Below are 14,921 nucleotides of genomic sequence, written 5' to 3'. Positions count from 1 at the left end.
TCAACAAAAAAGCCCGCAGTTAACGCTGCGGGCTTTTTTGTGCCTAAAATTTGATGAAGTACTTTTTTTTTAAGGCTCAGGCTGTCCTTTTTTAAGTCGCTTACTGAGTGCTGGCTGCGATATACCGAGTAGTTGCGCTGCCATTGATTGATTTGAGTTGCTACGTTTCATAGCTTCTGCCACCAGTAATTCTGCAGCTTGTTTTAAAGTGGGTAGTGTTGATGTTGACTCAAATAAGGGCTTTGCAAGCTGGGCTTGCATATCTAATTTAGGCACGGCGCTGCGTACGCTTTCAAACGCTTTCATAGACAGTGGGCCACTTTGGTGGGTGCTCATTGCATCAAAGGCCATGGCGCGCAGCTCTCTTATATTGCCTGGGAAAGCGTAGTTTTCGAGTAAAATTAATAATTCTTTTGGAATACTTGCCACCGGTTTATTAAATTCTTGTGCGGCAAGCGTTAAAAAGTGCTCTAGTAATAAGGCTATATCTTGCTTGCGCTCCCTAAGCGGCGGAATATTTACATGATGAATTTTTAAACGATAGTATAAGTCGTTTCTAAATTCGCCATTTTCTTTTTTAGTGAGTAAATTTTGGTGGGTGGCTGCAATGCGCGCGTTGATGCGCTTTGGGGTATCGCTGCCTACTGGGTAATATTCGCCTTCTTGCAAAAGCCTTAATAGCTTTACTTGCGAGGCCAGGTTTAAATCGCCAATTTCATCAAGAAATAGTATCCCGCCTGATGCGCGTTCTATCATGCCTTTGCGGGCTTGCTCAGCGCCTGTAAAAGCGCCTTTTTTATGGCCAAATAAGGTATCCGAAAATAAGTTATCGTCAAGGCCGGCTACGTTTACACACACAAGCTCGCCACTGCAGCTACTGGTTTCGTGAATGGCTCTGGCTATAAGCTCCTTTCCTACGCCGCTTTCTCCGGTAATAAGAATAGGTTGTTGGCTATTTGATATAGACTCAATGTAATTAAACACCGAATGCATTTGATGATCCACACTAATAATTTTAGAAAACGCAGGGTGCAGGCTTGTTTGGTTTTCTAGCAGATAGCCGCGCATGGCTTGGTTTTCTAAGTTTAGCTCTTGAAAACGCACCACCTGCATTATGCTATTGCTTAGGCGTTCGGGATCTTCTGTTTTTACATGATAACCATAAGCACCTAATTTTATACATTTTACAGCGGCTTCTACTTGGTTAATGCCGCTGATGATCACCACCGAAATATGTGGAAAAAGCTCTGTAATTTGCGCTATAAGCTCATCGCCACTGATATGTGGCATGTTTAAATCAAGCAATACAACGCGAACATTCCCTTGGTTTAGTTTGGCAATTACATCGCGGCTATCATTACATTGTACAATGTTGTTAATGCCGCAGTAGCGCTCTATTGCAAACGATATGCTTCGTAAAAAGCTGTTGTCGTCATCACAAATGAGGACCTCAAAACTAGGATATAAATTAGTATTCATAGTTCACTCTCGTGTTGTAATAAGGGTAGTGATAGCTTTACTTTTGTGCCTTTACCGAGGGTTGATTTAAAGGTGAGTTGGCCTTGGTGATCTGCCACGATCCCCGCTGATACAGAAAGCCCTAAGCCAGTGCCGCCAGATTGTCGTTTGGTGGTATAAAACGGGTCGGTGAGCTTAATTAACTGCTGTTGATCAATGCCTACGCCTTGATCTTCAATGCTCAGCACAACCTGATTGTGTTTAGTATGGAAATAGCTGGTGATAATAATTTTTTGCGATTTGTCTTCAAGCGCTTGGCAGGCATTTAAAATTAAATTAACGATTACTTGCTCGATGCGGCTGCCGCTGCCTTGAAACGCAGGCAGTGAGTTGGCTAAGTTAACCTCTAAGTGGTTTGTCGAGTTTTTAATTTGATTTGTGACTAAGCGAATAGAGCGGTTTGTTAGTAGGTTTAAATCTAGCTGCTCAGTTTTCTCGTGCGATGCTTCACCTTTTACGGCAAAGCTTTTTAAATCCTCTACTATGCCTTTTACCTTGTTACTGGCAATGTGCATATCGTCTAAAATTTCTGGCAGCATATGTTTAAAGCGCTGATAGCTTACACCGGCAACAAGAAAGTCGCCTTGGCGTGCTTGATGCTCATCAAGTATGTCTGTTGCATCTTCAAAGGCTTCTTTTATAAACGGAAAATTTAACGTTAAAATGCTACAAGGGTTATTTATTTCGTGAGCTACTCCCGAAACCAGTACCCCCAGTGAGGCCATTTTATCTGCATGAAGTAGCTGTAACTGCTGCGCTTGTAGCTCTTTGGTGCGGCTTTCTACTTTTTTGCGCAGGGCTTTGTTCCAAATTATCACCACGGTACTAATTAGTAGCAGCACCACTACACATATACCCGCTATTACGCCGGCTTTTGACCAAGGTGATACGTTTAACGGGCCAAACCATTTGTCGTAAATTTCTTGCTGGCGGCCGGTGTTTTTTAAAATAGCTAAGCCTTGAGTAAATTGCGATAACAGCGCTTCATCTGCGGTTTTAGTGGCATAGCCATAAAGCCGGTTTCTTTCTAGGCTAGAAATAGCAGTAATGTTTGATAGCCCCAATTTTTTACTTAAATATAAACCGGGTAAGTTTGAAACCACTGCAAAGTCATAGCGGCCAGAGGCAAGCAAGCGCAGGGCATCGGCATGGGTTTCAACCGGTATAAGGGTAATGTTTAAGCCTGAGTGGTTAAGCATATCAAATGCCGAGCCATTGCTTTGTACAATAACGCGGTAGTTTTCAAGCTCGCTGTAGTGCGCTATTTTAGGGCTATTGTCGCGCGCAAATATAGAGTGGTTAACAAACGTGTGTGGGCTAAAGTTATACAGATCGGTGCGCTCGGGTGTGGCGGCCATACCTTGTAAAATATCCACATTTCCACGGTCAAACTCGGCTCTTATTTCGGCCCAGGGCATTAGCTTTATTTTTATATTAAGCCCCATTACAGCGGCAATTTCTTGGCTAAGTTCTACGTTGTAACCTGTAAGTTCACCATCTTCGTTAATAAACTCATAAGGGGGGTAGTTAAAATCTCCGCCCACTATAATTTGTTTAGGCTGCGATAAATTAGCTTGTGCAATGCAGTTTAGGCTATTAATACCCAGTAGGCTTAGTAGCGCTATTTTTAATACATAAAACCAAGCGTTTTGTTTAATAAACAAGTGAGTAAACCTCTGCATTTTTTAGTTGTGGTAGTGCGTTAGTAAATTGTCTAAACAGTACAAATAAAATGGCGTTTATGTTCCTTTTACAGCCGCAAAAAGGTTGTTTTTAGTTGGCAGCAGGGGACTATAGTCTGTATTTTAATTTTATATAAATTAGGTACTAACGAATTTATCATGGTTTTAAGTCTTATCTATTTATACTTTAAACTAAATAAGAATAAATTAATTGTTAATTAAGGTTTTTTGTAAGGCAGTTATGTCTTTTTAAGGCTGTTTAATAAAATAAAAGCGATTTAATATCGGCTATTAAATCGCTTTTATTGGTTGGGCCTATTTAGAGAATGTTGACCTGTGTAGATTAACGTTTTCAAGCTAGGGCAGTCTAAGCAAGGCGCTTGGCTTTTAAGCGAGTGGGCTTAATAATCGCTTTTGCTAAATACTAAACTCACTACTGTAATTTTAATCACGATTGGTCAACATGCCTTAGTACTAAAACTTCATGTTTAGGTTTACTTGAATGCGATCGCGGCCATTGTTGTTAGTGGGTATATCGTTATTAATATTATCCACGCTAAACCACCTTAAATCGGCATTTAGGTTCTCTGCAATTTTGTAATCTAGCTGTACGCGTGTGCCTTTAATATTGGTATAAGAACCCGGAGTATTAGTTTGCGTAAACGCGCCGTTCATAGGCAATGCATAGGCTTCGGTACGTAGCACGTAAAAACGCAGGCCAAACTGCTTATTAATTTGATAACGAGCATGTACAGTAAACGCTGTATTTTCGCTGTCGGCTTCACTTGTGTAGTAATCGGCTGCAAAGCGCACTGCGCCATAACGTACATCAAGGTTGTAGGTCATTACGTTGCCTGCTTGGTCATCATCAAGGCCCGACTCAGCACTGGCATAGGCCGTATCTGAGGCGCTAACAAAAATTCCGCCAATACCGGCTTTAACGTTAATGTTATTAAAACTTGTAGCATAAACACCTTGTAGCTGTTGCCAGCTAGCATCGCGCTTGCCTTCGCCATTATCGACGTTTTCTTCAAGAATAATATGCCCCGCATTAACGCTAAACGTATTGTTACTCCAGTTAGCTTGTACACCTTCTAGCGCTATATCGTCACGAAAAAGCAGCTCTGATGAATGCATATAAACGGGTGCCGCTTTACCAATATATATTTGGGTGTTACTAAGCCCTGTGTACTTCATAAAGGCGCGGTCTAAACCAAAGTCATCGTTATCGCTGGTATCGGTGATACCAAAGGTTTGATGGGTTGAATCGTGTTGGCTTGAGGTTGTTCTAAAGCGCATTTGCGCTGACCAGTTATCGGTAGCCGCGTATTTAATACCAAATCGGGCACGCAAACGGGCGCGGCTTGTTGAGTCAATTGTATCGCCTTCGGTGCGCTCAAAGCGCATACGCATATCGCCAAATAGCTTAACGGCTTCAAGGCCATTTAAACCTTCAATTGTAATATCTGCGTGGGCAGGTTTAGCTAAGGCAATAACACCTAATGCAACGGGTAAATATATAAGTTTACTAGTCATGGTTTGTTCTCTATAAAATTACTAAATCGAGGGTTATTGCTTAGCGGGTTGAGCCGCTGTGTTGTCTTGGTTGTAAAGGGTTTCGTCAAGCTCGCCTTCGCTTTTGCCAATTAATAAAGTAACCATTAAATCGCCAGTTACGTTTATCGTGGTGCGCGCCATATCTAAAATTCGGTCAATACCGGCAACTATTGCAATGCCTTCAAGTGGTAAGCCAACGGTGGTCAGTACTAGCGAAAGCATAATAAGGCCTGCACCGGGTACACCAGCGGTGCCTACAGAGGCTAAAGTAGCTGTAGCTATAATGGTTAAGTAATCTGTTGTGGTGAGGTCAATACCAAAGGCTTGGGCAATAAACAGTGCTAATACGCCTTGGTATAAAGCGGTGCCATCCATGTTAATAGTGGCGCCTACAGGCAGTACAAAGCTTGATACAGTACGCGATACACCTAAGTTTTGGGTGGCGCATTTAATGCTGGCAGGTAAAGTACCTGAGCTACTTGTGGTGGTAAAAGCAATAATTTGCGCTTCAATAATACCTTTATAAAAACGCTGTGGATTAAGCTTGCCTAGTAAGCCTACAAAGCCGCCACCCAACACTAAAACGTGAATAATACAGCCTAGGTACACTAAGCCAATTACTTTTATAAGTGGCAGTAAAACATCCAGTCCGTACTTGCCAGATACCCAAGCCATTAATGCAAATACACCGTATGGTGCCAGCTTCATTACAAGCTCAGTTAACTTGTACATTGCATCGGCTAGGCTTTCAAACATTTTGCTAGCGGGTTCGCCTTTTTCACCAATTAGGTTTAAAGCAATGCCTAAGCTCAACGCAAACACTATAATTTGTAAAATATTACCTGAGGCTAATGAGCCCACTGGGTTTTTTGGTACTAAACCTACAATGGTGTCTACTAAGGTAGGGCTTGGTTTAGCATCAGCCACTGTGGTTGCAACCATATTCAAGCCTGCGCCAGGTTCAAACAACAACCCAAGACCCAAACCAATCGAAATAGCTACTGCGGTGGTGGCTAAATAAAATACGATTGACTTAACACCAATACGCCCCATTTTAGTGGTGTCTTTCATTGAGGTAACACCAACAATTAATGAGCAAAATATAAGCGGTACAATTAACATTTTAATGGCGCTAATAAATAGCTGGCCAATTGGTTTTATATATTCAGCATTATTGCCTAACAGCATGCCGGCAATAATACCCGCTATCATACCTATGAGTATTTTTAGCCAGAGCGCCATTTTTTTAGGCTCGTTGTTATTAATACTTGTTGTACTGGTCATAGTGTTATTCCAATTATTTATAATATTTAGTGGGAGCTATTTAATTTTTGCTTAGGGCGTTAACGCGTATATTGCACCGGCACGTGCACAGGCCGCACAAGGGGCTTGCAATGATATGGACAAGCTTTCGTTAGCCTTTTTCGATAGGGGTTGTTTGTACACGTGCATAATTAAGCTCTAAAGTTGTTAGATTATTGTTATTGCATTAATAATGCCAAGCACGGTTTTGTTAATAACGTATTGAATGTTATTGATTTTATTGTTTTTAGTTGGTGGTTTGTTAATATAACTTTTTGAATAATTATTAATAATGAAAGGCGGGTTAAAGGCGGCTTAAATGATAGTTTGTAAATAACTCATTTAAAATCAATGAGTTGACAGGTGTATAACTTTTATTATTGATATAACAAAAGTTATATTTAATGCATTAATTAATCATATTTTTTGATTTTTTAGGGTTTAAAACATTATTAAGTTGTAAATTGGCTGTATGTGGTTTTATTTTTTCTTATACGTTTAGCTTAGATAATATTTTTACCCTGTTCAGGATCCCGTGATTTTTCGGCTTGATCACGAATTTCGTCGGTATCACTACTTACATCATCAACCGTTTCATTTTGCTGCTGCAGCTGCTTAGAGCTTTGCTGAGCAGTTAAAGGTTGCTCAGCTTTATTGGTGGGCTTTTGTGTATCACTCTCATCAGGTGCACTGAGTAAAATACGCTCGCGGGCATCATCTGGCATACTGATGTTTTGCGCAGTAAACTCGGTTACTAGCTCACGCATTAACTGCGAGGCCACTTTTAACGGACTATGTTGTTCGCTGTTAACCCAAAAAAACAGATTAAAGTTAATTGTTGAGCTGCCTAAATTATTTATCAGCACTTGTGCTGGTGGCTCAGTAATCACACCCGTTTGCTTGTTTGCAATTTCAAGGGCGAGTGTTTGGCAGTAACGAATATCGTTATCGTAACCTATGCCAATCACCACCTTGGCACGCATTTTTGGATTTGCAGTTAGGTTTTTAATGGTATTTTTATAAACCGTGGCGTTAGGTATTTGTATATGGTTGCCATCGTAATCAACTAAGGTGGTTGCGCGAGCGGTGACTTTTTTAACCACACCTAAGCGGCCATCGACTTCTATTACATCGTCTATTTTAAATGGCCGTTGAACGCTCAACAGCAAGCTAGCAATAAAGTTCTCTGCTATGTCTCTAAAGGCAAAGCCCAATATTAAGCCTATTAATCCGGTACCGCTCATAATGGCAATAGCAAATTCGGTAAGTCCTGCTAAACGTAAAAATAAATACACGCCCAGCAATAAAATTAAAATGCTAATCCCGCGCTTGGCCACTAAGTGCACAAGTTTACTGTCGGTCATATAAATGAGCGGTTTTACTAACAGCTTAGACAAAGGACTGGCGACAAAGTAGCTAATAGTTAAAAGTATAAAACCTAATAAAAGAGTGGGTAATATTTGCGCTGTTGCGTGAAGTAATTGCAAACTTTGGGCGTATAAATACTGCCAACTGAGCACGCTTTCTGGGGTGTTTAAGGTATTCACAGCCGTGGTGTTCACTGCAATTAGCATAGTTATAAGGCTGTTCATGGCGTATTACCTTGGTATTTTAAATAATCTAGCAAGCAGCAAGTTTAATACCAATGCCAAAAGCACAGCTTGGCAAACTTTTTGCTCGATAATAGGCTAAAAAGGAGCAAACAATGAGCAAACCTAAACGGGGACAACATGCCGAGCAGCCAGTGCACATTCCGGTTATTGGTTGGTGGGACATAGCCAAACGTATTTTTAAGCAAATGAGCCAAGACAACTTATCGCTGGTTGCAGCGGGCGTTGCGTTTTATGCCTTACTTGCTATTTTTCCTGCTATTGCTGCAATGGTTTCTGTGTATGCGTACTTTTCATCGCCCACCGATATTAGTGAACACTTAAGTAAAATAGTTACCTTATTACCGCAAAGCACGAGCGATTTAATTTTATCTCAGGTCTCGAGCTTGGCTCAAACCTCAAACGCCAGTTTAAGCTTAAGTGCAATTGGTACACTTATTCTTACTATTTGGAGTAGCTCTAAAGGCAGCCAAGCGCTTATTACTGCCTGTAACATTAGTTATCATGAATACGAAAAACGCTCTTTTTTTCATGCTCAGTTAGTACGTTTTTTATTTTCGGTAGGGGCTATTTTAGTGGCTATTTTTGCTTTGCTAATTATAGGTATTTTACCCATAGTACTTAATTTAGTGGGCTTAAAAGAAAGTATAGACTTACTTATAAAGTTAATATCGTGGCCATTACTCGCCTTTATGTTTAATTTTGCATTGGTGCTTTTGTATCGCTATGCACCACACAGAAAACCCGCTAAATGGCGCTGGATCACACTTGGCTCGTGTATTGCGACTGTATTATGGATTTTAGCCTCAATTGGTTTTTCGTTTTATGTGTCTCACTTTGCAAGCTACAACGAAACGTATGGTTCGTTAGGCGGGGTAGTGATTATGCTAATGTGGCTCTATATAAGTGCCTATATTATTACGCTTGGGGCGGTAATAAATGCGGCAACCGAACAACAAACAGCGAAAGATAGTACCAAAGGCCCCGCTAAAGAACGCGGTAAACGCGGCGCCTATGTTGCTGATCACCTTGATGTAGATGAGCCGACAAACTCTTAGCCGGGCTCATTATTGCACAAGCTTATGAGATGCTGAGTAAATGCTTGGCCAACGGGGCCTAAACGGTCATTGTCGGTGCACATTAAATAAAGCTTTAAGGAGCGGGTTGTACCTTGCTCTAAATTAAGGGGCTTAAGTGTGTTGTTTTTAAGATAAGGTTTAATTTGTGCACTAGGCAGCCATGCATAACCAAAGTTTTGGCTAACCATATCAATAGAGTTACGTAAGTGACTTACTGTCCAGCGCATATCTGCCCCAAGCCAGCCGTCGTCGTGGCTGGTGTGGGTGGCCGAATCGCGAACAACTATTTGCCTGTGTAATTTAAGCTCTCTGTAGGTCAGTGGTTCAGTGCGCTGGTGTAAGGGGTGATCAGGGTGCGCAACGGCAATAAATTCTATATCGCACAAACTATGGCAATTAATGCCATAAAGCGCAATAGAAGTAATTGCTAAGTCGACCACTGCATTGGTAAGTAATTCGTTTGCGCCATTAAGTACGCTTTCTATCAGTTCTATTTTTACCAGTGGGTATTGCTCATTAATATGGCTTAGCGCTTGGTACAATAAATGCTGCGGAAACACTTCATCTACCGCTATTTTTAATGTGCTTTCAATACCTTCGCTTAATGTATTAGCAACCGATTCTATTTTGCTGGCTTCATCTATTAAAAATTCGGCGCGGCGCAATATAAGCTTACCGTTTTCGGTTAAATACGCTTTACGGCCTTTTACTTCAAGCAATTTTACTTGCAGTGCCGACTCTAACTTTTGCACTGCATGGTGCACGGTTGATTGGCTTTTAAATACCGCGCTGCTAGCACCGGCAAATCCACCATGCTCTACAACAGCTTTAAACATTCTCCACTGCTCGAGTGTTGCCTTTGCCATTTTAAACCTTGTTACTACTTACTATTGATTAAACTACCTGACCGTGTAGGCACTCTATTTATTGCGTAACTACTTATTTATTATTGGCAATTACCATTTTTTTGCTGCTCAGCAACGTCATAAACTCTTTTTTAGGCACTGGCCTTGAAAACAAATAACCTTGCCCGTAGTCGCATCCTGCTTTTAGTAGTAGCTGCATTTGTTGCTGCGTTTCAATTCCTTCGGCAATAACTTTTAGGCCAAGCTGGTGGGCCATTACAATAATGGCTTCACATAAAGCAAGCTCCTGGCTCCCTGCTTTAATATTATCAATAAAGCGTTTATCTATTTTTAGGTAATCGGTATCCATTTCTTGCAGGTACGCGAGCGATGAATAGCCGGTGCCAAAGTCATCTAGCGCTAATTGTACACCTGACTGAACTAATGTTTTTAAGCGACTTTGAGTTAGTGGCTCTGGGTTTACCATAAGGCCTTCTGTGATCTCGGCCACAATAGAGGAGGCGGGTAGTTTGGCTGCTTTTAAAATCTCACACCAATCGTCAATTCCGCTATCGATTGTTGATAACTGCACAGGAGAGACATTTATACTAATTTGAAATTGCTCCCCCATGGTGGTGTTTATTTCTTTTAGGGTGTGTATTGCTTGCGTAAATACAAATTGGCCCAGCGCATTTATTTGCCTAGTTTCCTCAGCAAGCGGTATAAACGTCGCTGGCGAGACTAACCCCTTTTTAGGGTGGTGCCAGCGAATAAGCCCTTCGGCTTTATGAATGTGCAAATCGTTTAATGCCACAATAGGCTGATAAAATAGCTCAAATTGTTCAAGCTCTATGGCGGAGCGTAAATCTTTTAATAGCTGCATACGCGCTTGCGCATGAATACGCATATCTTTTGAAAAAAACTCAAACCCATTACGGCCGTTATTTTTAGCTTTATACATGGCTTGGTCAGCAGCTTTTAATAGCAGCTCTGTACTTTGGCCATCGCTAGGTGCGCATGCAATGCCCATACTAGCGCTAATAAATAGCTCCTCGTCTTCAAGCTGTATACTTGATGAAAGGCTTTGCAATATATTGCTGGCAATTTGGTTTATATGGCGACTGCTTTTAACATGGTCGTATACAATCACAAACTCATCACCGCCAATACGCGCGACAAAACTGGCGTTTATTGCAGCTTGAATTATCCGTTGAGAAACTAACTTAAGTAGATTATCGCCATAATGATGGCCTAACGTGTCATTAATATCTTTAAAGTGATCAATATCGAGCAGCATCACAACAAGTTCGCATTTGTCGCCTGTTACTTCTTCAAAACGCTTATTTAAACGCTCTTTAAGCTCAAGCCTATTTGGTAAATCAGTTAAGTGGTCGAAGTGAGTTTTTCGCCATATGGTTTCATCGGCTTGTTTTTTTTCTGTTAGGTCGGTAAAAATGGCCACCCGGCGAGTAGGCATGTTTTTATCATCGTAAACGGTATCTATGATCAGAAACTCGGTATAGGTGTCGCCATTTTTTTTACGATTAATTATCTCACCCTGCCAACGGCCAGTTTCTCTGAGCTCTGCCCACATTTTTTCATAAAAAGCTTTTGAGTGTTTGCCAGATGCTAAAATCCGACTGGTTTTACCTATCGCTTCTTCTTTGCTGTATTGGGTTGTTTCGCAAAACGCAGGGTTTACGTCATAAATAATGCCGTCGGGGTCTGTAATCATCATCCCTTCACTACTATTACTGTAAACAAGCGACGCTAAATGAAGAGCTTTTTCGTTGACCTTTTTCTGGCTTATATCTCTAAGAACAATAATGTATTCATTATTAGTGAGTGCATTGATTCTTGCCTCAAAAAAGTGCTCTTTAGATTTTTTAAACAATGTAAACTCAATGGTTTGTGAACCCTCTAAAGTACCTAAATGAGAAAGCAGTAACTCTGCGTTGGCCTCAGAGAGTACATCAACTAATTTTAAAGCTTTGCCTGTCTCAACATTTAGCACAGGGCTAATATAGCCGCCAATATAAAGGATTTTTCCTTGGGCATTTATACGTATGTAGGTATCGGGTAAAGCATTTAATAAGCTCATTAACTCGTTGTGCTTATTTTTTAATTTAGCCTCTGCAGATAGCCGGGTTTGTGCCATAACAGCAAAACGGTCATAAAGCGCGCGCAGCTCTGGGCTGTTGGGCTTTTTAATATGTTTGGGCATAGTGCCATTTGCCAGTTCATCTGTGGCTTTGGTTAAATTAGCGATAGGCTTAAATATACTTTGTTTAATTAAGCGCCTAGCTAGCAACACCAACAGGGCAATAGCCGATAAAAACGCAAAAATGGTTTTAGCAAAGTTTTTATTAACTGTATTAATAAAGTCTTCAACCGAAACGGCTATATAAATATCTAAATTATTATCATGGCCGTCTTTGTATATAACTGAGCGATGAAAAACCTGGTTTTCGCCTTCTGCATTTTTAAACACGGTTAACGAGCTTTTATCGTGAAGTAAATCTATGTCGGTAATTTTTTGGCCTAAATTACGTGGTTGATTAGGGTAGTTGGCCAGTATTAAGCCGTTAGAGTCGGCAATAACGGCCTTGGCATTGTTAGGTAATTTTGCTTCGCTTAAGGCGATATTCCACCAATTCAATGCAATAACGGTAACTAGTGTGCCTTTTAATTGGTTATTACTATCTATAATTGGGTAGGCAAAATTGACACTTTGCGCTTGAATACTTCGGTCGTATTGAAAATACCCTACCGAAAAACTTTTATTACTAATGGCATTTTGAAAATAAGTACGATCGCTAATATTAATATTTTTACTACGACCATTTGTCACGCACTGTAGGTCGCCATTTTTATCAACAATACCTATATTTGCAATATTCTTATAAAGGGCTTTTATTTCGTAAAAGTAATTAGGGCAGGTTGTGGGGAGTGTTTCATTTTTTGCTGTTTTATCGGCTAAATAAATAGTAATACGTTTAACATCATCAACCATTGTTTTTTGATGTTGTGTCAAGTGCTTAGCGATGTTTACTATTCTTTCTTCACTTTTTTCTATAGCAGCATCACGCTCATACCATAGCGTAAATACCGTCACAGCGGCACCGGGAATGCTAAGTAGGATGAGTAACCTGTAAAGCTGGCTTTTAAGCGATGAAGTAAAAATAAGTTTTCCTTAAGCTCTGCGTCCCTAAAAAGTGATTGTAGACATAAAAGCCAAAAATAACCATACAAAATATAGGGTTGCACTAAAAAGTTATTAGAAATCAGCTTAAGTCTGTGTTTTTTAATCATGAAGCTTATTATGCCAAATAAACGAATTATCAAAATAAACACTCAATTTTCTAAAAAATAGAACGTTTTGCTCGATTTAAAGACATAGTCGTATTGTTTTATGAATGCTTTAATAAGCTCATTAATTAATCTACTACAGTATTTTAAATATGAACATAGCAAAAGTGTTAACTGCTTACGCGACCCAAGATGGTGATGGTGTAAACATAAGTCGAATACCTGGTTTTGATGGCAAATATCTCGACCCTTTTTTAATGATTGATGAGCTAAAGTCTAACAATGAAAGTGACTATATTGGTGGCTTTCCACCGCACCCTCATCGCGGCATTGAAACCTTTACGTACATTATTAAAGGTGGCTTTGAACACCAAGATCAAATGGGCAACAAAAAAGCGATCCGATCTGGCGATGTACAATGGATGAGTACAGGTAGAGGCGTAATGCACAGTGAAATGCCACTGACAGATGCAAAAGAGGGGCTGCATGGCTTTCAAATTTGGATCAATATGCCCAGTGGCGAAAAAATGCGTGCGCCACGTTATCAAGATACTACACAAAATCCAGCGCCTGAAGTCACTAACAAGCACGGCGTGAGCTTTAAAGCTCTTGCGGGTAATTGGCAGTTTGAAGATTGTACGTTAACGTCGAGTTTGCAAAGCTTAGCGGCCAATGCTGCACTGGCCAATGTTACTCTCCCCGTTAATACACGCATGCAGTTAGCAGGGCTTAAACAACGTAAAGTGATGATCTATGTTCATACAGGTGAGCTTATTACAGGTGACGAGCAAACATTTAATGCTGGCAAGTTGCTTATATTAAGTGAAAACAGTGACATTGATATATCTTCACAAAAGGGGGCGGGGATACTTATTTTAGCGGGTAACCCACTTGAGCAACCTATTGCACATATGGGCCCATTTGTAATGACCACGCAAGAGGAAATTAAACAAGCGGTGCGTGATTATCAAAACGGTGAATTTGGCAACATTTAATAGTTAATTGAGGAGGTTATTATGGGTTTATTAGTTGATGGCCAATGGCAAGACAAATGGTACGACACCGACTCGAATAATGGTAAATTTAAACGCGAAGCAGCGCAGCTTCGTAATTGGATCACAAAAGATGGCAGCCCTGGACCTACAGGAAGTGGTGGGTTTAAAGCGCAAGCAAATCGCTACCACTTATATGTTGCCTTAGCGTGCCCGTGGGCGCATCGCACACTTATATTCAGACAGCTAAAAGGCCTAAGCGATATTATTAGCGTATCGGTAGTCAGTCCAGATATGTTAGATAAGGGGTGGAGCTTTGATAAAGATAACCTCAGTAGCGGCGATGATTTATTTAATAGTGAATACTTACATCAAATTTATACCAAGCACGATAAAAATTACAGTGGGCGAGTAACTGTGCCTGTGCTTTGGGATAAGCAGCAAAATAAAATTGTTAGTAATGAATCTGCAGATATTATTCGTATGTTCAATACCGCATTTAATGAAATTACGAATAATACGGATGACTATTACCCACAATCACTACAAGCTGATATTGACGAAATTAACAACCTTGTTTATACCAATATTAATAATGGGGTATATAAAGCGGGTTTTGCAACCACACAAACAGCATACGAAGATGCATTTACTGCGTTATTTAAAGCACTTGATAAAGTAGAAGGCATACTAAGTAAAAATCGTTACCTGATGGGGAGCACATTAACTGAAGCAGATTGGCGTTTATTTACCACACTCATTCGGTTCGATAGCGTGTATGTAGGGCATTTTAAGTGTAATTTACGCACCATTGAAAGCTACCCAGCGCTGAGTAACTATGTACGTGAGTTATACCAAATAGAGGGAGTAGCCAGTACGGTTAACCTTGAGCATATTAAGCGACATTACTATTTTAGCCACACGATGATCAACCCAACGCAAATTATTCCAAAAGGGCCGGCGTTAAACTTTAGCCAAAATCATAATAGAGACAAGTTGGGCTAAGAGGTATTAGAAGGCATTAAAG

The 14,921-nt window shown here is 40.4% G+C and carries 10 protein-coding genes; 3 read left to right on the top strand and 7 right to left on the bottom strand.

Annotated elements, in window-relative coordinates; all coding sequences use genetic code 11:
• Positions 1-69: 69 nt before the first annotated feature.
• From B2R65_RS10200 to B2R65_RS10180, 5 genes are all read right to left on the bottom strand, one after another.
• Positions 70-1,479, bottom strand: coding sequence for a sigma-54-dependent transcriptional regulator (locus B2R65_RS10200; RefSeq protein WP_286742308.1), 1,410 nt, complete (start codon positions 1,477-1,479; stop codon positions 70-72).
• On the bottom strand, positions 1,476-3,182 hold the full coding sequence (locus B2R65_RS10195) for a transporter substrate-binding domain-containing protein (RefSeq protein WP_286742306.1): 1,707 nt from the start codon (positions 3,180-3,182) through the stop codon (positions 1,476-1,478). The genes B2R65_RS10200 and B2R65_RS10195 overlap by 4 nt, the downstream gene beginning before the upstream one ends.
• 492 nt (positions 3,183-3,674) lie before the next feature.
• Positions 3,675-4,736, bottom strand: coding sequence for a putative porin (locus B2R65_RS10190; protein WP_286742304.1), 1,062 nt, complete (start codon positions 4,734-4,736; stop codon positions 3,675-3,677).
• Positions 4,737-4,769: 33 nt separating this feature from the next.
• Positions 4,770-6,041 carry a dicarboxylate/amino acid:cation symporter gene (locus B2R65_RS10185; protein ID WP_004589122.1) on the bottom strand — a complete coding sequence of 424 codons (1,272 nt, stop codon included), beginning with the start codon at positions 6,039-6,041 and terminating at the stop codon, positions 4,770-4,772.
• A gap of 521 nt (positions 6,042-6,562) precedes the next feature.
• On the bottom strand, positions 6,563-7,633 hold the full coding sequence (locus tag B2R65_RS10180; RefSeq protein WP_286742347.1) for a mechanosensitive ion channel family protein: 1,071 nt from the start codon (positions 7,631-7,633) through the stop codon (positions 6,563-6,565).
• A gap of 131 nt (positions 7,634-7,764) precedes the next feature.
• On the opposite strand from B2R65_RS10180, the gene B2R65_RS10175 reads away from it, so the two are divergent.
• Positions 7,765-8,727, top strand: coding sequence for a YihY/virulence factor BrkB family protein (locus B2R65_RS10175; protein WP_004589124.1), 963 nt, complete (start codon positions 7,765-7,767; stop codon positions 8,725-8,727).
• Here the strand turns inward: B2R65_RS10175 and B2R65_RS10170 are convergent.
• A complete protein-coding gene (locus tag B2R65_RS10170) occupies positions 8,724-9,614 on the bottom strand; it encodes a LysR family transcriptional regulator (RefSeq protein WP_004589125.1) in 891 nt (296 codons plus the stop codon). The two genes, B2R65_RS10175 and B2R65_RS10170, sit on opposite strands and share 4 nt — an antisense overlap.
• 73 nt (positions 9,615-9,687) lie before the next feature.
• Positions 9,688-12,708 (bottom strand): bifunctional diguanylate cyclase/phosphodiesterase, encoded by a 3,021-nt coding sequence (locus B2R65_RS10165; protein ID WP_273587164.1) that lies wholly within the window; start codon positions 12,706-12,708, stop codon positions 9,688-9,690.
• Between the two features lie 346 nt (positions 12,709-13,054).
• Between B2R65_RS10165 and B2R65_RS10160 the strand changes: the two genes are divergently transcribed.
• A complete protein-coding gene (locus B2R65_RS10160; RefSeq protein WP_029774067.1) occupies positions 13,055-13,897 on the top strand; it encodes a pirin family protein in 843 nt (280 codons plus the stop codon).
• A 21-nt stretch (positions 13,898-13,918) separates the two neighbouring features.
• Positions 13,919-14,899 carry a glutathione S-transferase family protein gene (locus B2R65_RS10155; protein ID WP_286742299.1) on the top strand — a complete coding sequence of 327 codons (981 nt, stop codon included), beginning with the start codon at positions 13,919-13,921 and terminating at the stop codon, positions 14,897-14,899.
• Positions 14,900-14,921: the final 22 nt, after the last annotated feature.

The sequence above is a fragment of the Pseudoalteromonas sp. UBA2102 genome, from assembly GCF_002331165.1.
In the GTDB taxonomy this organism is placed as follows: domain Bacteria; phylum Pseudomonadota; class Gammaproteobacteria; order Enterobacterales; family Alteromonadaceae; genus Pseudoalteromonas; species Pseudoalteromonas atlantica.
Note: the sequence above shows the minus strand (reverse complement) of the source record. Positions and strands in the feature narration are given on the sequence as shown.

Bases quoted from the DNA above. Each gene is read 5' to 3' on its own strand.
- B2R65_RS10180 (WP_286742347.1), bottom strand. From the start codon at position 7,633: ATGCTAATTGCAGTGAACACCACGGCTGTGAATACCTTAAACACCCCA.
- B2R65_RS10200 (WP_286742308.1), bottom strand. From the start codon at position 1,479: ATGAATACTAATTTATATCCTAGTTTTGAGGTCCTCATTTGTGATGAC.
- B2R65_RS10160 (WP_029774067.1), top strand. From the start codon at position 13,055: ATGAACATAGCAAAAGTGTTAACTGCTTACGCGACCCAAGATGGTGAT.
- B2R65_RS10190 (WP_286742304.1), bottom strand. From the start codon at position 4,736: ATGACTAGTAAACTTATATATTTACCCGTTGCATTAGGTGTTATTGCC.
- B2R65_RS10175 (WP_004589124.1), top strand. From the start codon at position 7,765: ATGAGCAAACCTAAACGGGGACAACATGCCGAGCAGCCAGTGCACATT.
- B2R65_RS10185 (WP_004589122.1), bottom strand. From the start codon at position 6,041: ATGACCAGTACAACAAGTATTAATAACAACGAGCCTAAAAAAATGGCG.
- B2R65_RS10155 (WP_286742299.1), top strand. From the start codon at position 13,919: ATGGGTTTATTAGTTGATGGCCAATGGCAAGACAAATGGTACGACACC.
- B2R65_RS10170 (WP_004589125.1), bottom strand. From the start codon at position 9,614: ATGGCAAAGGCAACACTCGAGCAGTGGAGAATGTTTAAAGCTGTTGTA.